Here is a 24,079-nt window from a genome sequence, read left to right as displayed (position 1 = left end):
GCGAAGCGAATTCCGCTGACACACCGGAATTGTCGAGTGGGCGATCAATTCTGTTCGGCAGGAGGTTCGCCCTCGTCCAGCGGCTCGGCCAACGGCCAGCCACCGGCCGCCAGATGCGAGGCCACTCGGGAGACATCGGCGGGCGCGGGCTGTTCCTTCGCGAAATCCGCGATGGCCGCTTCGATTTCGGCCTCGCTGATCGATTCCCGATCCGGATTGGCCTCGACCAGCTTCTCCCCGATCACCACCACCTCGTAGTCGGTGAGATGGCGGTGCAGCACCGCGAACAAGGCGACGTAGTCCGACTGCGGAATACCCTGCGGATAACCGGCGCGCAGCCAGCCGAGTACCCGCGAGAGCAGAGTGCCTCGGACGGAGGGATGTGCGGGGTTCGGATCGGTCATGGCGTCCTCACTCACGATTGGCCGAACAGGTGGATGCCGAACTGGTGAGCGATGAATGCCTTTGCGGTGAAAAGAATTCCGGTGATCACCACGACGACGATGAGGATCAGGCAGGTCAACGCCCCCGCCAGGGCCGGATAGTTGCGCCGCACCTGGCCGTTGGCGTCGACGGTCTCGGCCTTTGCCCACCACCGCACGGCGAAGGCGAAGACCGCGGGGACGCCCGCGCCGAAGATCAGCGCCGCGAGGACCACTTCCCACAGGGAACTCAGATTGGTGATCACGGTGTTCACGATCGCCCCCTTCTACCCGGCATGGGTCTGGTTGATCGGCGACTGCGCCGAGTCGGGTGGCTGATGACCGTCGGGCCATTCGTTCACATTGTGGGTGCCGACCGGATCCCGGCGCGAGCGCAGATAGATTCCGAGCGATCCGGCGATCAGCAGGCCGAACACCACGAGAACACCGGCGAGGCCACCGATGACGTGCGCGATCGCCCAGCAGATCGCGCCGACGATGCCCGCCATCGGCAGGGTGAGCAGCCAGGCCACCGCCATCCGGCCCATCACCCGCCAGCGCACCTCGGCGCCCTTGCCGATGCCGGTACCCAGGATCGCGCCGGTGGCGGTCTGCGTGGTCGACAGCGGCAGGCCGAAGTGCGCCGAGGTGAGAATGATGGCCGCCGAGGTCGACTCCGCGGCCAGGCCCTGCGGCGACTCGATCTCGACCAGGCCCTTGCCGAGGGTCCTGATGATCCGCCAGCCGCCGAGATAGGTACCGAGGGCGATCGCGACCGCGCAGGCCGACATCACCCACAGCGGCATGTGGTCGTCCTTGTCCAGCGAGCCGTAGGCGACCAGCGCGAGGAAGATGATGCCCATCGTCTTCTGCGCGTCGTTGGTGCCGTGCGCCAGCGACACCAGCGACGCCGAGCCGATCTGGCCCCAGCGGAAACCCTCGTCGGTCTTCTCCTGGTCGACGCCGCGGGTGATCCGGTACACCAGGTACGTGCCGATGGCCGCGACCGCCGCCGCGATGGCAGGCGCGAGGAAGGCGGGCAGCACGATCTTGATCAGCACGCCGTCCGAGCCCGATGCCCAGATCACCCCGTTCCAGCCGAGCGCGGCGATCGTCGAACCGATCAAGCCGCCGAACAGCGCGTGCGAGGAACTCGACGGCAGGCCGAGCAGCCAGGTCAGCAGGTTCCACAGGATGCCGCCGACCAGGCCGGCGAAGACGATCACCAGCAGGTCCTGCCCGCTCACCGCGTTCAACTGCACGATGCCCTTTGCCACCGTCGCCGCCACCGACACCGACAGAAACGCACCGATCAGATTCAGCACTCCCGAGAGCGCGACCGCCGTCTTCGGCTTCAGCGCGCCGGTGGCGATCGAGGTCGCCATGGCGTTGGCCGTGTCGTGGAATCCATTGGTGAAGTCGAATGCGAGAGCTGTGACGATGACGATCAACAGGACCATTAGTTCGGCGCTCACCCGAACAGTGTGTCGCATGGTGGGCCCGGATTGCCAAACTGTTGCGGGTAAGTCGCACCACCACGAGCTGACCTCAGCCGAGTGCGCGCACCGCATCGATCGTCTCGGCCTGCGCGGGTTCCTTGTCCGGCCGGTAACGCAGGACTCTGGCGAAGCGCAGCGCCACCCCACCCGGATATCGGGTACTGGTCTGCACGCCGTCGAGCGCGATCTCGACGACGAGTTCGGGGCGCAGGTACACGGTCTGACCGTCGCGGTGGGTTTCGTGGCGCGGGAATTCCTCGGTCTGCCAGCGCAGCAGCTCGTCGGTGAGGCCCTTGAAGGTCTTGCCGACCATCACCGGCTCGCCGGTCTCCGGATCACGGGCGGCCAGATGCAGATTGGACAGCAAACCGGTGCGGCGGCCATAGCCCCATTCGGCGCCGATCACCAGCAGGTCGAGAGTGTGCGCGGGTTTGATCTTCTGCCAGGCCTTGCCGCGTCGGCCCGCGGCGTAGGTGGCATCGAGCGCCTTGACCATCACGCCCTCGTTACCGACGGCCAGTGCGTCGTCATAGCAGTCGGCGGCGGCCTCCGGGGTCGGCGCGATGAGGGCGGGGATGCTGTGTTCGCCCGCGACCTGCTCGAGCGCGACGCGGCGCACGCGCAGCGGTTCGTCGATGAGGTCGACGCCGTCGAGGTGCAGGCAGTCGAAGAAATAGGGGTGCAACCGGCGTGGATCGCCGATGGTGGCGAATCGGCTCATCGTTTCCTGGAACGGGCGTGGGCGGCCCGAGTCGGTGAGGGCCAGCGTTTCGCCGTCAAGGACCACGGTGGTGCAGTCGAGGGCTCTGACCAGGTCGACGAGTTCGGGGACGCCGGTGGTGATGTCGCGCAGGGTTCTGGTGAAGACCCAGACCTGGTCGCCGTCGCGGTGCACCTGGATGCGGGCGCCGTCGAGCTTGTGTTCGACACTGATGTCGGAGCCCAGTTCGGCGAGGGCCTCGTCCAGTGAGCCGCCCGGCGAGGCGAGCATCGGCGCTACGGGGCGTCCTACCTCGAGCCGGAATGCGGACAGTGCTTGTTCGCCCCCGGCGAGCGCGGCGATCGCGGTGGTGGGGAGCTGACCCGAGAGCATGTGGGCCCGGCGCACCACGTCGACGGGGATACCGGTGGATTGCGCGAGCGCCTCGACGACGATCGCGGTGAGCGCACCCTGCCGCAGTTCGCCGGTGAGCAGGCGGATCAGGAAGGACTGCTCCTGCTCGGTCGCCGCGGTGAAGAGCGCGGTCAGCAATTCGCGGCGCCGGTTGGCCGAGCCTTGACCGTTGAGCCCGGCGAGCTGGGTGAAGATGCCGTCCACCGCGCCGACGGTAAGGCTCGCGTCGCTGCTCGGTGGCGTATTCAGCCCGCTCACCGTGCGCCATCCGGCCCCGATCCGGCCCTGCACCAGCTCGCCGGACAGCCACGCCACCACAGTGCCGATCTCGGAGGGCCCCGCGGCACCGAAAAGCTCGGCCAGCGTGGCGGTTTTCGCCTTGCGCGACCTGGTCGCTCGCACGGCAGCGGAGGCCGTGACGACATCGCTGAACAGCACCTCACGACAGTAGCGCGAGGGTGTGACACAGAGCTCGTACCCGTTGTTAAGAATCCCTTGGCAAGCCTGCGAAAACGCCCTTAAACTGGACATATGGCCAAAACCTATGTCGGAGCGCGGCTGCGTCAGCTGCGCACCGAACGTGGGCTGAGCCAGGTCGCGCTCGCGCAGAAACTGGAGATCTCGGCCAGTTACCTGAACCAGATCGAACACGACGTGCGACCGCTCACCGTGCCGGTGCTCACGCGCATCAACGAGGTCTTCGGCGTCGACCCCACCTTCTTCTCCGCCCAGGACGACACCCGCCTCATCGCCGAGTTGTCCGAAGTGGTGCTCGATGCCGAGCTCGGCATCGAGGCCGACACCCAGCAGATCGCCGACATGGTCTCCGCGCATCCGTCGATGGCGCGCGCCCTGGTGGCCATGCACAACCGCTACCGCAACACCAGCGCGCAACTGGCCGCCGCCACCGAGGACCGGTTCGCCGACGGTTCCGGCAGCGCCGCGATCAGCAAGCCGCACGAGGAAGTGCGCGACTACTTCTATCAGCGCCAGAACTACATCCACGAATTGGATACCGCCGCAGAGGACCTCACCGCCCGCATCCGGTTCCACGGCGGCGAGGTGAGTACCGAGATCGTGCGCCTGCTGCGCGCGCACGGCGTGCGGATCAGCGAGCGCATCGACCTCGGCGAGGGCGTACTGCACTACTTCGACCCCGAGACCAAACAGCTCGAGATCTCCCCACACCTGTCCGGCGGACAGCGCACGTTCAAACTCGCCGCCGAACTCGCCTATCTGGAATGCGGCCCACTACTCGAAAAACTGGTCGACGAAGGCAATTTCGCCTCCGAGGCCTCGCACAAACTCGCGATGCTGGGATTGGCGAACTACTTCGCGGCCGCGATGGTCTTGCCCTACACGCACTTTCACGAAGTAGCCGAGAACTTCCGCTACGACATCGAGCGGCTGTCGGCCTTCTTCTCGCAGAGTTTCGAAACCATCTGCCACCGCCTCTCGACCCTGCAACGGCCGACCCTGCGCGGGGTCCCCTTCTCCTTCGTCCGCGTCGACCGTGCGGGCAATATGTCGAAGCGCCAGTCCGCCACCGGTTTCCACTTCTCGGCCAGCGGCGGCACCTGCCCGCTCTGGAATGTCTACGAGACCTTCGCCTACCCCGGCAAGATCATGACCCAGATCGCCCAGATGCCCGACGGCCGCAAATACCTCTGGATCGCCCGCACCGTCGAACGCCGCGCCACCCGCTACGGCCAACCCGGCAAGACCTTCGCCATCGGCCTCGGCTGCGAACTGCGCCACGCGGGCCGCGTCGTCTACGCCGACGGCATCGACCTGGGCGAAGCCGTGGCCACCCCCATCGGCGCGGGCTGCCGAGTCTGCGTCCGCTCCAACTGCCCCCAGCGCGCCTTCCCGCCCCTGGGCAAGGCCCTCGATATCAGCGAACACCGCAGCTCGGTCTCGCCCTACCTCATCAAATAGGACACGCTAATGGCGCGTATCTGATCCATAAGGCCCTATAGTGGTTCATATACGCGCCATTAACAGGAGCTGCCAGTGAAGCGACGAACCTCCGCGCGGGTCACCCGAGCGGCACGCGACATCGGCGATCACCTGGTCGCATGGCGAAAACTCCTCGGCCTCACCGCCGAGCAAGTCTCCGAACGGGCAGGCGTCGCCAGATCCACTTACCGGCGCCTCGAACAGGGCGAACTGGGGGTCTCGATGGATACCTACCTGAACGTGCTGCGAGCGCTGGGACAACTCGACAACGTTGTCACAGCCATTGATCCGTATGAGACAGACCTAGGCCGCGCCCGCGCAGACCAGCAACTCCCCAAGCGAGTGCGCTGATGCCTGACGAGCTCATTGTCTCCGTCGAGATCAACGGCCGGACCATCCCGGCAGGCACCGCCTACTTCACACACCGAGGCAGCCTCGCCACCTCGTTCCAGTACGACTCCGACTATCTTCGGATGCCCGAGGCCTACGAACTCGACCCCGCCCTGCCTTTGTATCAAGGGCAGCATTATGTATCCGGTCTGCCCGGAGCCTTCGCCGACTGCGCACCCGATAGATGGGGGCAAAACCTCGTCAAACGGCGTCGCCGAGCACTGGACCAAGCGAACAAGTCGATGCCACGAGCACTGACACCCGTCGACTTCCTGGTCGGTGTCAGCGATTTCACGCGGCAGGGAGCGCTGCGCTTCGCCGCGCCCGGCGCCGACGAGTTCCTCGATCCTGACCCAGTGGTCCCCAAGCTGATCGAATTGCCCTCGCTGCTCAGGGCTTCGGACCACCTCGCCCGAGACGACGCGGATTTCAGCGACCTGAAGCTGCTGCTCGCTGCCGGCACGGCGACATTGGGTGGTGCCCGCCCTAAAGCATCGGTTCGCGACGAGGACCGGCTGTGTATCGCGAAGTTTCCACATCACGCCGATTCCTGGGATGTCATGGCCTGGGAGAAGACAGCCCTCGACCTCGCCGAAGCGGCCGGCATCGCAGCGCCCAAGCGTACGTTGCGCCGGATCGACGGGCGAGGAGTGCTTATCCTCGACCGCTTCGACCGCACGCACGGGCAGCGAATCGGCTACATCAGCGCAATGACCATGCTGCAAGCCCGCGACGGACAAGGTCACGACTACCTAGATCTCGCCGAGACGCTTCCCGAACACAGTGCCCAAGCGAACGCGGACCTTCGCGCACTATGGCGCCGAATCGCCTTCAGCGTTGCCATTCACAACACCGACGACCACCTACGCAATCACGGCTTCCTCCACCACCCGGGCGGTTGGCAACTAGCACCGATCTTCGACGTGAACCCCAACCCCGAGATCGAAGAACACCGAACGACCTCCATCGCCGGGTTCACCGCGCGTGCCGACGAACTCGAAGCATTGATGGCAGCCGCAGACGCCTTCGGCCTGACCGCAAACGATGCGATCGACGTCCTTGGTGAAGTGCTGACTGCGACGGCGAAATGGGCAATGATCGCCGCCGCCAACGGCATCTCGACCGCTGAGCGTACAAGTTTCGCTCCCGCCTTCGAGGGATTACGCCCAGCCATGGAGACTGCCGCCCGTCACGTCTGACGTGATATGCAGCGAACACCGCAGCTCGGTCTCGCCCTACCTCATCAAATAGCGTCGCCCACTCAGAACGCTTCCTCCGGGACGGCCATGATGTCGTTGTCGATGGTGGCGAGGATGTTGTTGGTAGCGGTGAGTTCGGGGAGGACGTTCTTGGCGAAGAAGCTCGCCGCGGCGACTTTGCCCTGGTAGAAGGGGCGATCCCGCGGTGCGGCGTCGGAGGCGAGGGCGGCGGCCGCGATGTCGGCCTGGACCAGCAGGCGCCAGGCGATGAGGAGGTCACCGACCGACATCAGGAAGCGCACCGAGCCGAGGCCGACCTTGTAGAGCTCAGTGGGTTCGGTCCGGCCCGCCATGGCGTAGCCGGTGAGGGTGGCGGCCATGGCGCCGACGTCGGCCTTGGCGGTGCGCAGCAGAGCACGCTCGGTGGCGAAGCGGCCGGTGTCGTTGTCGAGGTAGGCACTGATCTGAGCGTTCACGTGCGCCAGGGCGACGCCGCGATCGCGAATGATCTTGCGGAAGAAGAAGTCCTGGGCCTGGATCGCCGTGGTGCCCTCGTAGAGCGAGTCGATCTTGGCGTCGCGGATGTACTGCTCGATCGGATAGTCCTGCAGATAGCCGGAGCCGCCGAAAATTTGCAGGGACTCGGTGAGCAACTGGTACGCACGCTCGGAGCCGACACCCTTGACGATCGGCAGCAGCAGATCGTCCACGCGGTGCGCGGTCTCCGGATCGGCACCCGATACCAGCTGCGCCACATCCTCGTTCTGATGCGCGGCCGTATACAGATACACCGCTCGCAGCCCCTCCGCGTAGGCCTTCTGCATGGCCAGCGACCGGCGTACATCGGGGTGATGGGTGATGGTGACGCGCGGCGCCGCCTTGTCGGCGATCTGCGTGAGATCCGCGCCCTGCACCCGCGTCTTGGCGTACTCCAGCGCGTTCAGATACCCGGTCGACAACGTCCCCGACGACTTCACACCCACCGTCATCCGCGCGTTCTCGATCACCTCGAACATCTGGGCGATACCGTCGTGCACATCGCCGACCAGCCAGCCCTTGGCCGGCACCGCGGTGCCGCCGAAAGTCAGCTCGCAGGTCGGCGATGACTTGATCCCCATCTTGTGCTCCACCCCGGTCACATACACACCGTTGCGGTCGCCCAGTTCCAGCGTCTCGGGATCGAAGAGGAACTTCGGCACGTAGAACAGCGACAGCCCCTTGGTGCCGGGACCGGCGCCTTCCGGCCGCGCGAGCACCAGGTGGAAGATGTTCTCCGCCAGATCACCCACGTCACCGCCGGAAATAAACCGTTTCACACCCTCGATGTGCCACGATCCGTCGGGCTGCGGCACGGCCTTGGTGCGGCCCGCGCCGACATCGGATCCGGCGTCGGGCTCGGTGAGCACCATGGTGGCCTGCCACCCGCGCTCGAACCCGCCACGTGCCCAGCGCTTCTGCTCGTCGTTGCCGACCGCGTAGAGCACCGAGCCCATCAGCGGGCCCATGGTGAAGAAGCTGGCCGCCGGATTGGCGCAGATGATGAGCTCGTTGATCGCCCACATCAGCACATTCGGGGCGGCGGTGCCGTCCATGCCCGCCGGCATGCCGAGGCGGTACCAGCCGGCCTCGTGCACCATGTCCACCGTCTTGCGCAACGGTGCGGGCACCGTGATGTCGAAGGTATCGGGGTGGAAGACCACCGGGTGCCGGTCGGCCTCGGCGAACGAGTCCGCGATCGGGCCCTCGGCCAGGTGTTTCACCTCGTCGAGGAGCTGGCGCACCGTATCGGAGTCCAGGTCGCCGTAGGCGCCGGTGTCCAGGAGCTTGTCGAGGTTCAGGACCTCGAACAGATTGAACTCGATGTCACGCACGTTCGCCTTGTAGTGACCCACTGGGCCCTCCTCGACTGACCGCACACGGCCCGATTGCCGCGTGGCTCGGCTGCTCGACGTCGTACAAATCGAAGCGTGCCGTATCGCCACATCCCTACGCAACCGTAGGCAAACCGATCCGTCGGTAACAATTCACACGGATGAAACAGACGAAACGGACACGTGACCGGAAGACATTCGGGTGCAACACGTTCCATCTACTGTCTCGAATCACGAATACAGCAGCTGTATACAACGCGGTGTACATCCAGTCGCCGGGAAGCAGCGGTGGTGTTCGTTGCGGCGCGTGTGGCGCCGCCGTTTCACCTGATGAGGAGAACCGCCCATGTCTGAATCCCGTGTGGTCAAGGCACTTGCCGTGCCTGCCGCCGTGGCCGTTGCAGGCCTGTTGCTCACCGGCTGTGGTGCCCGCGACGACGCGTCGACCGGCTCGACCGCCGCCTCCTGCGTCGACACCAGCAAGGACACCATCAAGGTGGGCTCGCTGCACTCGCTGTCGGGCACCATGGCCATTTCCGAAGTCACCGTGGCCAATTCGACCAAGCTGGCGGTCGACCAGATCAACGCGGCGGGCGGCGTACTCGGCAAGAAGATCGAGATCGTGCTCGAGGACGGTGCGTCGGACCCGAAAACCTTCGCCGAGAAGGCCGAGAAGCTGATCAGCTCCGACTGTGTCGCTTCGGTGTTCGGCGGCTGGACCTCATCGAGCCGTAAGGCCATGAAGCCCAAGTTCGAGAACCTGAACTCGCTGCTGTACTACCCCGTGCAGTACGAGGGCCTGGAAGATTCCAAGAACATCTTCTACACCGGCGCCACCACCAACCAGCAGATCGTCCCCGCGCTGGACTACCTGAAGCAGAAGGGCATAACGTCCCTCTACCTGGTCGGCTCCGACTACGTCTTCCCGCAGACCGCCAACCGCGAGATCAAGGCCTACGCCGCCGCCAACGGCATCGAGATCAAGGGCGAGGACTACACCCCGCTCGGCTCCACCGACTTCTCCACCATCATCAACAAGGTGCGCGCGGCCAAGGCGGGCGCGGTGTTCAACACCCTCAACGGTGACTCCAACGTCGCCTTCTTCCGCGAGTACGCCAACGCGGGCCTGAAAGCCGCTGAGATGCCGGTGGTCTCGGTATCCATCGCCGAGGAAGAGGTCGCGGGCATCGGCCCGCAGATCGTCGCGGGCCAGCTGACCGCCTGGAACTACTACCAGACCGTCGACTCGCCGGCGAACAAGAAGTTCGTCGCCGACTACAAGGCCGCCTTCGGTGCCGACAAGCCCACCTCGGACCCGATGGAAGCCGCCTACGCCTCGGTCTACCTGTGGAAGAACACCGTCGAGAAGGCGAAGTCGTTCGCGGTGGCCGACATCCAGGCCGCGGCCGACGGCGTGAGCTTCGACGCCCCGGAAGGCACCGTCACCATCGACGGCTCCAACCACCACATCACCAAGACCGCCCGCATCGGTGAGATCCGCCCCGACGGCCTGATCTACACCGTCTGGGATTCCGGCAAAGCCATCACCCCTGACCCGTACCTGAAGTCCTACGAGTGGGCCAAGGGCCTGAAGTAAGTAGCCCGACAGATGTGGGACGCGCGGCTCGCGCGTCCCACATCGCCCCATTTCCAAGGAGTCCACTGCAATGGACGTGCTGATCAGTCAGCTCTTCACCGGGTTGAGTCTGGGATCCATTCTTTTGCTCGCCGCGCTCGGCCTGTCACTGACCTTCGGTCAGATGGGCGTCATCAATATGGCGCACGGCGAATTCATCATGGCCGGTTGCTACACCACTTATGTTGTGCAACAGGTGTTCTCGTCGGCCGGAGTTTCGCTGGTCGTGTCCCTGCTGATGGGCTTCCTCATCGGCGGCCTGCTCGGCGCCGCCCTGGAAATGGGGCTGATCCGCTACATGTACGACCGACCGCTGGACACGCTGCTGGTCACCTTCGGTGTCGGGCTCGTGCTACAGCAGGCCGCGCGTGACATCTTCGGCGCACCCGCCAAGAACGTGCTGGTGCCCGAATGGCTCAGTGGCGGAATCACTATCGCGGGCGCGGTGGTGCCGAAGACCCGCATCTTCATCCTCGTGCTGGCGATCCTCGCGGTGACCACCCTGGCCGCCGTACTCAAGGCCACGCCGATGGGCCGCCGGATTCGCGCCGTCGTGCAGAACCGCGGACTTGCCGAAACCAGTGGCATCTCCAGCAGATTCACCGATATCAGCACGTTCTTCATCGGCTCGGGCCTGGCCGGTGTCGCCGGCGTCGCGCTCACCCTGATCGGCTCGACCAGCCCCACCATCGGCCAGAGCTATCTGATCGACGCGTTCCTGGTGGTCGTGATCGGTGGCCTCGGCCAGATCAAGGGCACGGTGATCGCGGCGTTCGCGCTCGGCTTGCTCAACTCGTTCATCGAATACTCCACCACCGCGTCCATCGCGAAGGTGATCGTGTTCGTGCTGATCGTCATCTTCCTGCAGGTCCGCCCGCAGGGCCTGTTCACCGTGCGGACGAGGAGCCTGGCATGACCGCACTCACCGAACGTCTGCGCGCGTATCCGCGGCTGACCCCGCTGGCCGGTTTCGCGGTCGCCGCGATCCTTCTCTTCGCAGTGGCACCAGCGGTTCTGAGCGACTTCCGCCTGAACCTGCTCGCCAAGTTCCTCTGCTTCGCCATCGTGGCCGCCGGTATCGGATTGGCTTGGGGCCGTGGCGGAATGCTCACCCTGGGTCAGGGTGTGTTCTTCGGCATCGGCGCCTACATCATGGCCATGCACATGCAACTCGCCGACGCGGCCCGCCTCGGCAACGACGTCCCCGAGTTCATGGAGATCTCGGGCATCAGCGAACTCCCCGGTTTCTGGCAGCCGTTCAGCGCCGCGCCTGTCACCATTCTCGGCATCCTGGTGCTGCCCGCGCTGATCGCCGCCGTGCTCGGTTACGGCGTGTTCAAGCGCCGGGTGCGCGGTGCCTACTTCGCCATCCTGAGCCAGGCGCTGGCCGCGGCGCTGGCGATCCTGCTCACCGGTCAGCAGGCCATCGGCGGCTTCACCGGCCTGTCGGACTTCCGCTCCTTCTTCGGATTCCGGCTCTCGGACCCGGTCAACCGTCAGATGCTGTTCTTCATCGCCGCGGGCACGCTGCTCGTGGTGGTGGCGCTGATCCGTCAGCTCAATCGCAGCCGCTACGGCGAACTGCTGGTCGCGGTGCGTGACGCGGAGGAGCGCGTGCGCTTCCTCGGCTACGACCCGGCCAATATCAAGATCGTCGCCTATGTGGTGGCGGCCTTCCTGGCCGGTATCGCGGGTGCGCTGTTCACCCCGATCGTCGGCATCATCTCCCCCGCCGACATCGGCGTCATCCCGTCGATCGCCTTCCTGATCGGTGTCGCCATCGGTGGCCGCACCACGCTGCTCGGACCGATCCTCGGTGCGATCGGGGTGGCCTGGGCGCAGACTTCGCTGTCGGAGTCGTTCCCGTCGGGCTGGACCTACATGCAGGGCGTGCTGTTCATCGTGGTCGTCGGGTTCATCCCCGCCGGTCTGGCCGGGCTGTGGCCGATGCTGAAGGGCTGGCTCGACAGTCGTAAGAAGCTGCCACCCGCGCCGGAAGAACCCGCCGCCGTCGTCACCGAGGAGAAGGTGCAAGCGCGATGACACTCGAACCCAAAGCCGGCGGGAACGCCGGCATGGAAAGCGACTACCTCGAAATCCGCGGCCTCTCGGTCAGTTTCGATGGTTTCAAGGCGGTGACCGATGTCGATCTCACGGTGCTACAGGGTGACCTGCGGTTCCTGATCGGCCCGAACGGCGCGGGTAAGACCACGCTGATCGACGCCATCACCGGCCTCGTCCCGGCTACCGGTTCGGCGCAGAAGTCGGGCACCGAACTACTCGGAAAGAAGGTGCACCAGATCGCGCGCCTCGGCATCGGGCGGACCTTCCAGACGGCCAGTGTGTTCGAGCAGCTCACGGTGTTGCAGAACCTGGATATCGCCGCGGGCGCTCGGCGTTCGGCTTGGTCGCTGCTGCGCACCCGCAAGTCGGTCCTGCCGAGCATCGAGGAGGCTTTGGAGACAACGGGTCTCACCGCGCTGCGCGACAAGCCTGCCGGGGTACTCGCGCACGGGCAGAAGCAGTGGCTCGAGATCGGCATGCTGCTCGTGCAGAACGCGTCGGTGCTGCTGCTCGACGAGCCCGTCGCCGGCATGAGCGCCGAGGAGCGCGAGGAGACCGGAAACCTGTTGCGCCGCATCGGCAGTGACCGCGTGGTGATCGTCGTGGAGCACGACATGGACTTCATGCGGTCCTTCGCCAGCTCGGTCACCGTGCTCGCGGGCGGCAAGGTGCTCAGCGAGGGCAGCGTCGAACAGGTTCAGGCCGACCCGAAGGTGCAGCAGGTCTACCTCGGCACCGCGAATCTGGCTGTGACAGAGAAGGAGTCGGCCGATGCTTGAACTTCACGACATCCGGTCCGGGTACGGGCGCACGGAGGTGATCCACGGCGTCAGCGTGACGGTGCCCGACGACAGCGTCGTCGCGATCATGGGCCACAACGGCGCGGGCAAGACCACGCTGCTGCGCGCCGCCGTCGGTCTGCTGCCGACCAAGTCGGGGACCATCACCTTCGACGGCGAGAAGATCACCAAGCTCTCCCCCTCGCAGCGGGTCAAACGCGGTATCGGCTATGTGCCGCAGGGCCAGCAGAGCTTCGCACAGCTGACCACCGCCGAAAACCTGCAGGTGGTCGCGGACGGCCGCAAACGAGGCAAGGCGCTGATCGACGAATCCCTCGACCTGTTCCCCGCGCTGCGTGAGCTGCTCACCCGCAAGGCGGGCCTGCTCTCGGGCGGGCAACGTCAGCAGCTGGCCATCGCGCGGGCACTGATCACCGAGCCGAAGCTGCTCATCCTCGACGAACCGACCGAGGGCATCCAGCCGTCGGTGGTCGCCGAAATCGAGCGCACCATCATCGAATTGACGCAGCGCGGTGGTTTGAGCGTGCTGCTGGTGGAGCAGCACATCGGCTTCGCATTGCAGGCCGCACAGCAGTATTACGTGCTGCACTCAGGGCATCTCGGCTCGACCGGGGCCGGCGGGGCCGGTGCGGAATCCGCGGTCCGCGCGGCGATGGCGATCTGATCGCAGCGGCGCACATGGCCGGGCGGGGATCGGGCGAGGACGCACGTCCCGCCGGAGGCAGGCGGCGGGTACCGCTGGCCGCGCGCGTCTACGACGAACTCCGCCACGACCTCGCCACCGGGGAACTGGCACCGACCGAACGGCTGCGCGCCGAACGGCTGGCCCAGCGCTACGGCGTCTCGCGTACCCCGGTGCGCGAGGCGCTGGCCCGGCTCCAGGCCGACGGGCTCGTGCAGCGCCATCCCGATGGGCTCTATCTGTACCGGCCCCGCCTGAACGAACTCGACGAGCTCTACGAGCTGCGAATTGTGCTGGAATCCCGGGGTTTTCAGCGCCTCGCCGCCGGCGGTTCGGTACAGGTCCACGTCGCGGCCGAGCACGACCTGCCCACCGTGCGCGCCGAGCTGGCCCGCTGGCTCGAATACCGCGACACGCCACCGGAACCCGGGCCCGACCTGGTCGCCGCCGACGAGCGGTTCCACACCGAACTACTCAGGGCGGCAGGCAATTCCGCCCTCGCCGAGGCGCTGGCAGCCGTTTACCTGCGGGTTCGCCCCGTTCGCACCATGGATGTGCCCACCGCCGAACGGGTCGCGGCCATGACGACCGATCACATCACCATCGCCGAACAGGTGCTGGCAGGCGACGACGAACAGGCCCTGCACACTCTCACCGCCCACATCGATTCCTCCCGCGCCCACGTTCGGGTGCGCGCCGAACAGGCGATCGCCTTCACCAAACTCGGTCGCGCCGTGCGGGATTGATCAACAGTCACGCTGGAACGGCCAGCACTCGGTCTTGCGCGGAGTCGCCGACGTGGGCGTGCGGGTCGTCGAGGTCTGCGAAGTGTCCGACATCGGGCGCGGATCTGGCGAGTCCTGCAACAATGCCACGCCGACCACCACGAAGACGACGAAGATGCCGAGCAGCGCGGCGGCGAACAGCGCGACGCCGACGAGCTTTCCCGGGCGCGACGGATCAGCGGGCGCGACGGGCTCGCTGAACTTGCGCACCTGCGGTACCACCGGCGTCGGCGCGGGCCGATTACTCGCGAATCCTTCCTCGGCCAGCTCGGCGCGCGATGGCATCTCGGCCATCCCGAGCGTCGCGCAGGTGTTGAGCACCCGATCGATCGTCCATTCGCGTGGCCCCGCCGAGAACCCCTCGAGGTATACCCGCAGCTCATGTGCGTCCACGCTGTTCGCGACCAGCACGTCGAGCCCCGGCCGCAGCGCGGTGCGCGCGGGCCGGACCACCACCCCGCGATACGGCACGAGCACCACCGCGCCGGACACATGCCTGCTGTCCTGCAACGCCTGTTCCAGCGCGACCCGCACCGCGTGCACCCCGTGCTCGACCCGGTCGGTGAGACCGTTCGACGGCTCGGCTTCTAAATCCAGCGGGCTGTCGCTGATCCGCCACGCGCCGTCGGCGGTAGCGGTGAGCAGCCCGCTCTGCCGCCGCCGGAAGCCTTTCACCTCCAGCACCGTGATGCCGCGCGGCGTCACGATCACCGCGCCGAGCCGCCGGTCACCCACCCGGCAATCGACCAGCGCGAGCCCCGTACTCGGATAGGCGCGCAGGCAATCGACGAGCTCGCGCTCGGCGCCGGTGAGCTCGGCACCCGGTCTGATCCGAACCAGCATGTGCGATGTTCCCCTAGTGCTGCGATCTCACACCGCCGCTGCGCGCTGCGGTACTCACCGATCATGACGCGCAACTGTTCCGAAAACCACTGGAAACCAAAGAATACCGGCACGAATACAGGAGTGGCCCCCCGAACCGATACCGGCGAGTACGCTCCGACCCTGGCCGACGATGTTCGAGAAGACAGGTGGACCAGAGATGGATGCAGCGCCCCTACCACGCGTTTCGCCGGGCCGGTTCGGTGAACTCGGCCCGATCAACTGGGTTGTCTGGCAAGTGCTTTCCCGCGCGGCGGGTACCGGCGACGCGCACCTGTTCAGCACCCTCGGTCGCACGGGTGGGCTGTTTCGCGGCTGGCTGCATTACTCCGGCAAGCTGATGCCGGGCGGCAAGTTGCCGCGCGCGGAGGCCGAGTTGGTGATCCTGCGCGTGGCACAGCTGCGCGAGTGCGCCTACGAGGCCGATCATCATCGCCGGTTGGGGCGCAAAGCGGGGCTGTCGGCGGTCGAGATCGAGCGGGTCGGCGCAGGTCCCGAGGCCGCGGGCTGGACACCTCGACAGCGGGTATTGCTGAATGTCGTCGATCAGCTGGTGAACACCCGGAATGTGGACGACACGGCGTGGGCCGACCTGGCCGAGCACTACGACGAGCGGGTGCTGATCGAGATCGTGCTGCTGATCAACCAGTACGAAGGTCTGGCGTCGACCATCACGACCCTGCGGATCGAGCGCGACAAGTTCTGATGGTGTGACCTAGGTCATATGGCGGGCAGGCGCGGGATCTCCCACAGTAAAGGCGTACAACATACGGAGTTCATCGGCACCGAGGAGAACCCATGCAGATCACCGCTTCAGCCGTCTCGCTCAACGTCACCGACCCGCAGGCCTCCGCCCAGTTCCTGATCGACCACCTCGGCTTCGCCGAGAAGATGGCCGCCGACGGCTTCGTCGCGCTGACGCGGGCCGACGCGGGCATGGATGTCATCTACCTGCGCACCGGTCTCGGCTCGTTCAAGCCCGCCCGCATCGCGGGCAGCGCGGGTGACGGTCTGCTGATCGTCTTCGTCGTCGACGAGATCGACCGTGAATACGACCGGCTACGCGCCGAGGGCGTCCCGATCGAGACGCCGATCGAAACCGAGGAGTGGGGCGAGCGCTACTTCCAGATGACCGACCCCAACGGGGTCGTCATCCAGCTCGTGCAGTGGGTGTGATCAGCGGCGCGCGACCCGCAACGCCGCCACGATCATCGGGATCTGCAACGGCAACCGCGCCAGCACTCCGGCCTTGAAAACCTTGGGCGCCTTCGGATTACCGACCACATCCACGGTCATCTGAATATTGGCCGGGAAGACACCGATGAACAGCGCCGCGGCCAGCCACCCACCGAGCCGCCGGGTGCGCGGCACCGCCAGCGCGGTCGCCACGCCCAGCTCGGCAACCCCGGACCCGTACGTGTAGGTCCGCGGGTTGCCGGGCAGCTGCGGCGGCACGATCTTGTCGAACGGCTTCGGCGCTACGAAATGCAGGGTGCCCGTCAGGAACAGCAGCCCACTCAACCAGGAGTGCGCACGTCGACGGGGAGTTTGATCAGCCACAGTCCCGACGGTAGCAGGACGGCCTCCCTGTGGCTTCTGGCCAGGATCCTGGGGCGGGGCGATCGTGGGTTTTTGCCATCAGGACGGAGACTGTGGTGCGCTCGCAAGCCTGGGAATCACCGCACACTGCGCCGGCCCGCCTGATCGGGCCGGCACACTCGCCGGATTACTGTCGGGCGAAGACGGTGGCCGCCGAGGTGGCCGGGCGGCCGAGGAGCTTGGTCAGGTCGCCGGTGTTCACCTCGAGGAAGCCCTCGCCGATGCGGGCATCGGCGTCGGCGAGGACGGCGGCGTATTGTTCCTCGAGGCCCGCCGCGCGTAGGGCTGCCGCGTAGTCGTCCTGGGTGTGGTTTTCGTAGCGGACCGGGGAGCCCTTCGCCTCGGCGACCGCAGCCGCCAGATCCGCGCCGGTCAGCGCCTCGTCACCACCCAGTTCGTAGACGCGGCCCTCGTGCCCTTCGCCGGTGAGCACGCGTGCGGCGGCCTCGGCATAGTCGGCCCGTGCGGCGCCGGAGACGCGGCCCGCGGCCATCGCGCCGTGCAGCACGCCGGACTGTGCCGCGTTCGCGACGGCTCCGCCGTAGTTCTCCCAGTACCAGCTGTTGCGCAGCAGCACCGTCGGTACCGAGGCGGTCGCCAGCACCTCTTCGGTGCCCCGATGGTCGGCGGCCAGCACCATCGAATTGATCTCGGCGCGGGGGATGCTGGTGTAGGCGAGCAGTTCGACACCGGCGCGCTCGGCGGCACGAATGACATTGGTGTGCTGGGCAATCCGAGACCCGAATTCATTGCCCGAGATCAGCAGCACCCGGTCCACACCCACCAGCGCGGCATCGAGGGCCGCCGGATCGTCGTAGGACGCCTGCCGCACGTCGGCACCTCGCGCGGCGAGATCGGCCACCTTGCCCGGATCGCGCACGATCGCGACCGGCCGCTCCCCCGCGGCAAGTAGAGCCTCCACCACCAACCGGCCGAGCTGTCCGCCTGCTGCTGTCACTGCCACGGTCATTGCTACCTCCAGTGCTACAAGTACTAACTATTAGTAAGCACTATGCCTTCAGTGGGCACTTGCGTCAAGTAGGTATGATGGACGAATGCCCGAGACGGACCACGACCCCACGCTGGAAGCCGACGTCTTCGCGCGCAACTGCACCTCCCGCCCCGTTCTGCAGAACATCGCCGGGCGGTGGGGAGTGCTGGCCCTGGTCGCGCTGCGCGACGGCCCGGTCCGCTTCAGCGCCCTGCGCCGCCGGGTCGACGGCGTGAGCGAGCGCATGCTCTCGCAAACCCTGCAAGCGCTGGAACGCGACGGCATGGTCCATCGCGAGGTGCTCGAAGCCATCCCACCCCGCGTCGAATACACCCTCACCGAGCTGGGCACGGAGGTCGCCGACCATCTGCGGTCGCTGATCGTGGTCCTGGAATCGAATATGGACACCGTCCGCGCGGCACAAGACAGCTACCACCGCGCCGGGATCATCGGCCAGGACTAACTCAACGCGCGAGCAGCTCGGAGACCGTGACGAATCGGTAGCCCTGCGCACGCAATCGGTCGACGATCTCGGGCACCGCGGTAATGGACTCGGCCCCGTGCATGACGTGGAGCAAGATGATCGAGCCCGGCCTGGTCTGGGCGAGGGTGTCGGCGACGATGGCTTCGCGCGACGCGCCACCCGCGGAATCAGGCTCGACATCCCAGGTCACCGTGGTGCGGTCGTGGTCGGCGAGATAGTGCGGCAGCGCCCATAGTTTCTTGCCGTAGGGCGGGCGGAAACTGATCGGTCCGGGATAGCCGGCGCGACGGATCTCGCTGTCGGTCCGTTCGATCTCCTCGCGCACGGTGTCACCGGAGACCAGCATCATGCGCCGGTGCGAATACGAGTGATTCCCGATCTCGTGACCCGCTCCCACGATCGCCGCACCGTATTCGGGATGCGCGGCCAGGTCTTGGCCGACCAGGTAGAAAGTCGCGGGAACTTGCGATTCCCCCAGCACCCGCAACACTTCCGGGGTGCGCGCGGTCGGGCCGTCATCGAAGGTCAGCGCGACAACCTTCTCGTCGGTCTCGACCCGATCGACCAGCCGCCCTGCCACCTGATAGGTCCGGGAATTCATCAACACATAGAGCCCAACGCACACCGCCAGAACCACAACGATGGCCACAACTCCCGAGATCACCCAGCGACGTCGCACAGTGGCTGTATAGCCCGGGACAACTGGATACCGCAAGCACACATGGGTAACTCACCGGGTATGGGCACACCCGCCCCGGTGAGGTCCACCAATCGCCAACGCTGATCAACCAAGCACTCTGGTCTGGCCTGAATACGCGGCAGGCGGCTACTGTATGACCTGCGTGATGTCGCCCGGGTTCAGGTAGTCGAAGAAGCGGTGGGCGCCGTCTTCGGTCATTCGCACACAGCCGTGCGATTTCGAATCGACCGGTCCCACGTGGAATGCCATGTCGCCGTTGAAGAAGGTCGCCCATCGCATCGGCGCATTGTGCATCGTGCTCCAGTGGAATTCCCGCTTGAAGGAAATCTTGGTCACCGCGGGCGGGGTTTCGAATCCGGCCATGCCGTGCGAGATCGGCGTCGGCCCGAAGATCACCCGGCCGTTGTCGACCAGCCATGCCTCGTTCGTCGACAGCCGCATGCACGCCCTTGCTTCGGCAACCGGGCACGGCGATGCGGTGGGAACAATGGCGGGAACACCGGGAATATCCGGCCCACCGGGGAAAAGAGGTTCGGCCACGGCCGGTGTCACCATGCCGAGTCCGGCCACAGCGACCGCGGCCAACGCCGCGAAACGTGCTGTCCAACCGAGAATGCTCATCGAGTTCGTACCCTCTCTGTCCGCCCCTCCCGCGCCTTCTGCCGGTCGGTTAGGTACGACGACAGCGCGGTGCCGGGCTGGCGGTCACTATGGAGTCAGCTTGTGGGCGTGCCCGGCGAGTTACCCATGTACGCACAAGATCAGGTGTTGCGACTAACAAGCGAACGAAAGAGCTACAGAGATCATCGGTGACAGCCTTCGATTCACCAAATCAACGCCGAGAAAAAGACCAAAAAGAAACCAAAAGGGCCGGGCGCGCCATTCGCGCACCCGGCCCTGTCGGCGGAAATGTCAGAAGTTGATCATGTGCCCCGCGAGGCCGTGGATCGCTTCCTGCACCGCTTCGCTCAGCGTCGGGTGCGTGTGCACATTGCGGGCCACCTCGTTGACCGTGAGGTCCCACTTCTGCGCCAGCGTCAGTTCCGGCAGCAGCTCGGACACGTCGGGGCCGATCAGGTGCCCGCCGAGGAGTTCGCCGTGCGCGCCGTCGGCGATCAGCTTCACGAAACCGGTCGGGTCGCCGAGACCGTGCGCCTTGCCGTTGGCCTGGAACGGGAAGGTCGCGACCTGCACGTCGTAGCCCTCGTCGCGGGCCTGCTGCTCGGTGAGACCGAAGCTGGCGACCTGCGGCTGACAGAAGGTGGCGCGCGGCATCATCCGGTAGTCACCGAGGGTCATCGTCTCGGCGCCGCCGATGGTCTCGGCCGCGACCACGCCCTGCGCCTCCGCCACGTGGGCGAGCTGCAGCTTGGCGGTGACGTCACCGATCGCGTAGATGTGGGCCACGTTGGTGCGCATGTAGTCGTCGATCTCGATGGCGCCCCGGTCGGTGAGGGCGACGCCGGTGGTCTCCAGGCCGTAGCCCTGCACCCGCGGCGCGAAGCCGACAGCCTGCAGCACCTTGTCGACCGTGACGGTCTCGATCGCGCCGGACTTGTTGTCCTTGATCTGGACGGTGACCTTGGAGCCGTCGTCGTCGATCGACTGCACGGCCGCACCGGTGGTGATGGTGACGCCGAGCTTCTTGTACTGCTTGGTGATCTCCTTGGAGACGTCGGCGTCCTCGTTGGGCAGCGCGCGGTCGAGGAACTCCACGATCCGCACGTCGACGCCGTAGTTCTTGAGAACGTAGGCGAACTCCATGCCGATCGCGCCCGCGCCGACGATCAGGATCGAGCCCGGTAGGTCGCGGGTGAGGATCTGCTCCTCGTAGGTGACCACGTTCTCGGAGAGCTGGGTGCCCGGCAGCAGCTTGGTGGTGGTGCCGGTGGCGATGATGACGTTGTCGAACGTGACCGTCTCGCTGCCACCCTTGGTGAGGGCAACATCGATCGAGTTCGGGCCGGTGAAGGTACCGAGGCCGTCGAACTCGTCGATCTTGTTCTTCTTCATCAGGAAGTGCACGCCCTTGACCCGACCGTCGGCCACCTTGCGGCTGCGATCGAAGGCGGCACCGAAGTCGAAGCTGACCTCACCGGAGATGCCGAAGGTCTTGGCTTCCTTCTGGAAGATATGGGCCAGCTCGGCGTTGCGCAGCAGTGCCTTGGACGGGATGCAGCCCACGTTCAGGCACACGCCACCCCAGTATTTCTGCTCGACAATCGCTGTTCGCAGGCCGAGTTGAGCGGCACGGATAGCGGCGACATATCCGCCGGGACCAGCACCGAGAACGACGACATCGTAGTGGGAAGTCACGTCACCGAGCCTAACTCTGTTGCGAGGAGTTCACCCACCCGTCCCCCACATAGGTGAGATGTGCTCGCGCCCCCCGGCCCGGATTCCCAGGTGCCATTGCCGCTGCATCGACCCACGACCGGACCGAACAGTACTGTCGGCGCAGTGAGCGGCAAGACAGTCAGCTACGTGGCGGGGACAGCACCGGGCAGCACGGCACGAAGTCCCGGCACAAGCGCCACGCTGCACCGCACCCATCCCAACGTGGCCACAGCGTGACCGTCGGCGACGACATCCGGCCGGATGGTGCGCAGTCCGGGATCGGCAGCCGACTCGACGGCACCGTGTCGACCCATCTCGTGCGGCTGCTGGTCAAGGCCGCCCGCCAAGCGGGGGCCCCGCAGGAGCAGTTGACCCGGATCCCCGGCACCGACGAGGTGGTGTTGCGCGGTGAGCTGAACCGGATTCCGATGAGTTCGCTGCTGCGACTGTGGGAGTTGATCGCGCACGCGCGTCCGGCGGGGGCGGGGGCCGCGGTGGCCGCTGCCGCACCGCTCGGCACGCTGAACACCTGGGACTATCTGGTGACCGGCGGCGCGACACTGACGGATTCGCTGCGTGCCGCTCAGCCGTACCACCGCCTGGTCACCGCGGCCACCGAAGGTCTCGACCTGTCCGGCGAGGGCGATCTCACCATCGGCTACCGCACCTCGGCAGGCGATCCCGCGGTGGCGTCGGTGGTCAACGAGTACGTGATGGCCTACTACCTGCGCCGGGCCCGCGAAGCCACCGGCCGCCCGGTCATTCCGGCCAGGGTGAGTTTCGGCCACCGCGCACCACTTGACCGCGCAGACCTCGTCGCCGTATTCGGCACGGACAGCATCGAATTCGGCGCTGCGTCCGACTCGATCACCTTCCATGCCGACGACGCCAACGCCCCACTCCCCCGCGCCGACCCGATGCTCGCCGATCTGATGCGCAGCCACGCAGGCCTGGTCCTGTCCTCCTCGCGCACCATCACCGACCCCCTCGATACTTTTCGCCTCGCCCTCGCCGACGCCATCGACGCCGCCGACCCCACCCTTGCCCGAGTCGCGAAAACCCTTGCGATGAGCGGGCGTACCCTCCAACGCCACCTCGCCGAACACGGCACCACCTGGCGCGACGAACTCGACCTACTCCGCTACGAACGCGCGAAAACCCTGCTGGACCAAGGACTCACCAGAAGCGTTATCGCCCAGCGCCTCGCCTTCACCGACGACCGCGCCTTGCGAAAGGCCTTCCACCGCTGGACTGGGGCGACACCAGCCGACCACCCAGCCCGGTGAGCCATCCACACCGCACGACGGATCGTCGCCCCGGGCGCGGCAGTATCAGGTGCGCGGTGCGTGGCTCGGTTACGCCGCCGCGGCATCCAGTTCGAGACGTGGCGTGAACGGACCGGGTAGTGGCGTACGAGGACCTCGAAAGGCCCGATCGCTCGCCCTAACGTAGTCATCACCGGCGAGAAACACCGGCTGACCTCGAAAGAAGGCTCGATCATGTCGAACACGGCCACCCGCGCACTGCCCACCTTCACCCGCGAGATCCACCTCGCCGCCCGCCCGAACGGCGCACCGGTCGCAGGCGATTTCGCACTGGTCGAACGGGAGCTGCCGGAGCTCGCCGAGGGCCAGATCTTGGTCCGCAACACCTGGATGTCGGTCGACCCGTACATGCGCGGGCGGATGGACGACAAGGCGTCCTACATCCCGCCGTTCGAACTCGGGGCGGCCCTCGATGGTTCAGCGGTCGGTGCGGTGATCGCTTCCCGCTCAGCCGATATCGCGGTCGGCGCGACGGTCTCGCACTTCGCCGGCTGGCGCGAACATGCCATCGTCGACGCCGCCACTGTCACGCCGATCGACCCGGAACTCGCCGCACCGCAACACTTCCTGAGCGTGCTCGGCACCACCGGCCTCACCGCCTACGCCGCACTCACCGACGTCGCCCAGGTCAAACCCGGCGACACCGTGTTCATCTCGGCTGCCGCGGGAGCCGTCGGCAGCGTGGCGGGCCAGATCGCCAAGGCACTCGGCGCGAAGCGGGTCATCGGTTCGGCCGGTGGCCCCGTCAAGACGGGAAAGTTGCTCGAGGAGTTCGGTTTCGACGCGGCGATCGACTACCGCGCCGGTGATCTCGGTGGTCAGCTCACGGCCGCCGCGCCCGACGGCATCGATGTCTACCTCGACAGCGTCGGCGGCGAACACCTGAAAGTCGCCATCGAGTCACTCAACCAGCACGGCCGCATCGCCCTGGTCGGCGCGATCAGCGGCTACAACGGCGCCACCGCCCAGCAGATCCCCGACCTCTACCTCGCGGCGACGAAGGAGATCACCCTGCGCGGGATGCTGGTGACCAGCTACTTCCCGATCTTCGGCGAATACATCGCCAAGGCCGCGGGCTGGCTCGCCGACAGCACCCTCCACACCACCGAAACCGTCTACGAAGGCCTCGACCAGGCCCCCGCCGCGTTCCTCGGTGTCCTCACCGGCGCCAACACCGGCAAAATGCTCGTCCACCTCGCCTGAAGCGTCCCCCCGCCGCATACCGATTCCCCCGTCCCGGCGGGCCGAACACCTCTTACCGCGACTGGACAGTCGATCACTAGGCCCTGGTGGATTTTCCTTCTCGGGCGATGTTTACCTGAAGGCCTGGTGATCAATCG

25 protein-coding genes are annotated in these 24,079 nt (G+C 66.3%); 14 read left to right on the top strand and 11 right to left on the bottom strand.

The genetic code is table 11. The features are described 5' to 3' along the window. Positions 1 to 44: 44 nt before the first annotated feature. The 4 genes from ACTWPB_RS09895 to ACTWPB_RS09880 all read right to left on the bottom strand — a co-directional run bounded on the left by ACTWPB_RS09895 (position 45) and on the right by ACTWPB_RS09880 (position 3,473). On the bottom strand, positions 45 to 404 hold the full coding sequence (locus ACTWPB_RS09895) for a DUF3349 domain-containing protein (protein ID WP_446225376.1): 360 nt from the start codon (positions 402 to 404) through the stop codon (positions 45 to 47). 11 nt (positions 405 to 415) lie between these two features. Beyond that, positions 416 to 697: a hypothetical protein gene (locus tag ACTWPB_RS09890; protein WP_446225375.1), complete on the bottom strand. Its 282-nt coding sequence runs from the start codon at positions 695 to 697 to the stop codon at positions 416 to 418. 12 nt (positions 698 to 709) lie between these two features. Beyond that, on the bottom strand, positions 710 to 1,897 hold the full coding sequence (locus ACTWPB_RS09885) for an anion permease (RefSeq protein ID WP_446225374.1): 1,188 nt from the start codon (positions 1,895 to 1,897) through the stop codon (positions 710 to 712). Positions 1,898 to 1,970: 73 nt separating this feature from the next. Then, positions 1,971 to 3,473: an ATP-dependent DNA ligase gene (locus ACTWPB_RS09880; protein ID WP_446225373.1), complete on the bottom strand. Its 1,503-nt coding sequence runs from the start codon at positions 3,471 to 3,473 to the stop codon at positions 1,971 to 1,973. Positions 3,474 to 3,566: 93 nt separating this feature from the next. Between ACTWPB_RS09880 and ramB the strand changes: the two genes are divergently transcribed. The 3 genes from ramB to ACTWPB_RS09865 all read left to right on the top strand — a co-directional run bounded on the left by ramB (position 3,567) and on the right by ACTWPB_RS09865 (position 6,583). Then, on the top strand, positions 3,567 to 4,973 hold the full coding sequence (gene ramB / locus ACTWPB_RS09875) for an acetate metabolism transcriptional regulator RamB (protein ID WP_446225372.1): 1,407 nt from the start codon (positions 3,567 to 3,569) through the stop codon (positions 4,971 to 4,973). Between the two features lie 75 nt (positions 4,974 to 5,048). After that, the gene (locus tag ACTWPB_RS09870; RefSeq protein WP_446225371.1) at positions 5,049 to 5,345 is read left to right on the top strand and encodes a helix-turn-helix domain-containing protein; all 297 of its coding nucleotides are present in this window, start codon (positions 5,049 to 5,051) and stop codon (positions 5,343 to 5,345) included. Further along, positions 5,345 to 6,583 carry a type II toxin-antitoxin system HipA family toxin gene (locus ACTWPB_RS09865; protein WP_446225370.1) on the top strand — a complete coding sequence of 413 codons (1,239 nt, stop codon included), beginning with the start codon at positions 5,345 to 5,347 and terminating at the stop codon, positions 6,581 to 6,583. The genes ACTWPB_RS09870 and ACTWPB_RS09865 overlap by 1 nt, the downstream gene beginning before the upstream one ends. 62 nt (positions 6,584 to 6,645) lie before the next feature. Here ACTWPB_RS09865 and ACTWPB_RS09860 read toward each other — a convergent pair whose 3' ends face one another. After that, complete coding sequence (locus tag ACTWPB_RS09860) at positions 6,646 to 8,475, bottom strand: acyl-CoA dehydrogenase (RefSeq protein WP_446225369.1); 1,830 nt, start codon at positions 8,473 to 8,475, stop codon at positions 6,646 to 6,648. Between the two features lie 325 nt (positions 8,476 to 8,800). Here ACTWPB_RS09860 and urtA point away from each other — a divergent pair, with 325 nt between their 5' ends. From urtA to ACTWPB_RS09830, 6 genes are all read left to right on the top strand, one after another. After that, a complete protein-coding gene (gene urtA, locus ACTWPB_RS09855) occupies positions 8,801 to 10,051 on the top strand; it encodes an urea ABC transporter substrate-binding protein (protein ID WP_446225368.1) in 1,251 nt (416 codons plus the stop codon). A gap of 70 nt (positions 10,052 to 10,121) precedes the next feature. Further along, positions 10,122 to 11,006 carry an urea ABC transporter permease subunit UrtB gene (gene urtB / locus ACTWPB_RS09850; RefSeq protein ID WP_446225367.1) on the top strand — a complete coding sequence of 295 codons (885 nt, stop codon included), beginning with the start codon at positions 10,122 to 10,124 and terminating at the stop codon, positions 11,004 to 11,006. Continuing rightward, positions 11,003 to 12,133 carry an urea ABC transporter permease subunit UrtC gene (gene urtC, locus ACTWPB_RS09845; protein ID WP_446225366.1) on the top strand — a complete coding sequence of 377 codons (1,131 nt, stop codon included), beginning with the start codon at positions 11,003 to 11,005 and terminating at the stop codon, positions 12,131 to 12,133. Before urtB ends, urtC begins: the two co-directional genes overlap by 4 nt. Next, on the top strand, positions 12,130 to 12,933 hold the full coding sequence (gene urtD, locus ACTWPB_RS09840; protein ID WP_446225365.1) for an urea ABC transporter ATP-binding protein UrtD: 804 nt from the start codon (positions 12,130 to 12,132) through the stop codon (positions 12,931 to 12,933). The genes urtC and urtD overlap by 4 nt, the downstream gene beginning before the upstream one ends. After that, positions 12,926 to 13,618 carry an urea ABC transporter ATP-binding subunit UrtE gene (gene urtE, locus ACTWPB_RS09835; protein ID WP_446225364.1) on the top strand — a complete coding sequence of 231 codons (693 nt, stop codon included), beginning with the start codon at positions 12,926 to 12,928 and terminating at the stop codon, positions 13,616 to 13,618. Before urtD ends, urtE begins: the two co-directional genes overlap by 8 nt. A gap of 14 nt (positions 13,619 to 13,632) precedes the next feature. Next, a complete protein-coding gene (locus ACTWPB_RS09830; protein ID WP_446225363.1) occupies positions 13,633 to 14,382 on the top strand; it encodes a GntR family transcriptional regulator in 750 nt (249 codons plus the stop codon). Here ACTWPB_RS09830 and ACTWPB_RS09825 read toward each other — a convergent pair whose 3' ends face one another. After that, positions 14,383 to 15,264 (bottom strand): NERD domain-containing protein, encoded by an 882-nt coding sequence (locus tag ACTWPB_RS09825; RefSeq protein WP_446225362.1) that lies wholly within the window; start codon positions 15,262 to 15,264, stop codon positions 14,383 to 14,385. It lies immediately after the preceding gene. A gap of 199 nt (positions 15,265 to 15,463) precedes the next feature. On the opposite strand from ACTWPB_RS09825, the gene ACTWPB_RS09820 reads away from it, so the two are divergent. Continuing rightward, positions 15,464 to 16,009: a carboxymuconolactone decarboxylase family protein gene (locus ACTWPB_RS09820; protein ID WP_446225361.1), complete on the top strand. Its 546-nt coding sequence runs from the start codon at positions 15,464 to 15,466 to the stop codon at positions 16,007 to 16,009. A 92-nt stretch (positions 16,010 to 16,101) separates the two neighbouring features. Further along, positions 16,102 to 16,479, top strand: a complete 378-nt coding sequence (locus ACTWPB_RS09815; protein WP_446225360.1) for a VOC family protein — start codon at positions 16,102 to 16,104, stop codon at positions 16,477 to 16,479. Here ACTWPB_RS09815 and ACTWPB_RS09810 read toward each other — a convergent pair whose 3' ends face one another. Both ACTWPB_RS09810 and ACTWPB_RS09805 read right to left on the bottom strand, forming a co-directional pair. After that, positions 16,480 to 16,863, bottom strand: a complete 384-nt coding sequence (locus ACTWPB_RS09810; RefSeq protein ID WP_446225359.1) for a DoxX family protein — start codon at positions 16,861 to 16,863, stop codon at positions 16,480 to 16,482. Between the two features lie 166 nt (positions 16,864 to 17,029). Further along, entirely contained in the window at positions 17,030 to 17,872 is an 843-nt protein-coding gene (locus ACTWPB_RS09805) for an NmrA family NAD(P)-binding protein (protein ID WP_446225358.1), read from the bottom strand. Between the two features lie 85 nt (positions 17,873 to 17,957). Here ACTWPB_RS09805 and ACTWPB_RS09800 point away from each other — a divergent pair, with 85 nt between their 5' ends. Beyond that, entirely contained in the window at positions 17,958 to 18,356 is a 399-nt protein-coding gene (locus tag ACTWPB_RS09800; protein WP_446225357.1) for a winged helix-turn-helix transcriptional regulator, read from the top strand. Between the two features lies 1 nt (position 18,357). On the opposite strand, the gene ACTWPB_RS09795 is transcribed toward ACTWPB_RS09800, so the two are convergent. The 3 genes from ACTWPB_RS09795 to lpdA form a co-directional block, all read right to left on the bottom strand. After that, positions 18,358 to 19,056 carry a polysaccharide deacetylase family protein gene (locus ACTWPB_RS09795; RefSeq protein ID WP_446225356.1) on the bottom strand — a complete coding sequence of 233 codons (699 nt, stop codon included), beginning with the start codon at positions 19,054 to 19,056 and terminating at the stop codon, positions 18,358 to 18,360. Between the two features lie 147 nt (positions 19,057 to 19,203). Continuing rightward, positions 19,204 to 19,698 (bottom strand): L,D-transpeptidase, encoded by a 495-nt coding sequence (locus ACTWPB_RS09790; protein ID WP_446225355.1) that lies wholly within the window; start codon positions 19,696 to 19,698, stop codon positions 19,204 to 19,206. A 291-nt stretch (positions 19,699 to 19,989) separates the two neighbouring features. Next, positions 19,990 to 21,393, bottom strand: coding sequence for a dihydrolipoyl dehydrogenase (gene lpdA / locus ACTWPB_RS09785; protein ID WP_446225354.1), 1,404 nt, complete (start codon positions 21,391 to 21,393; stop codon positions 19,990 to 19,992). A gap of 254 nt (positions 21,394 to 21,647) precedes the next feature. Between lpdA and ACTWPB_RS09780 the strand changes: the two genes are divergently transcribed. Both ACTWPB_RS09780 and ACTWPB_RS09775 read left to right on the top strand, forming a co-directional pair. Continuing rightward, positions 21,648 to 22,700: an AraC family transcriptional regulator ligand-binding domain-containing protein gene (locus ACTWPB_RS09780; RefSeq protein ID WP_446225353.1), complete on the top strand. Its 1,053-nt coding sequence runs from the start codon at positions 21,648 to 21,650 to the stop codon at positions 22,698 to 22,700. Positions 22,701 to 22,913: 213 nt separating this feature from the next. Further along, positions 22,914 to 23,942, top strand: coding sequence for an NADP-dependent oxidoreductase (locus ACTWPB_RS09775; protein WP_446225352.1), 1,029 nt, complete (start codon positions 22,914 to 22,916; stop codon positions 23,940 to 23,942). Positions 23,943 to 24,079 lie beyond the last annotated feature (137 nt).

Source organism: Nocardia sp. IBHARD005 (assembly GCF_052814245.1).
Note: the sequence above shows the minus strand (reverse complement) of the source record. Positions and strands in the feature narration are given on the sequence as shown.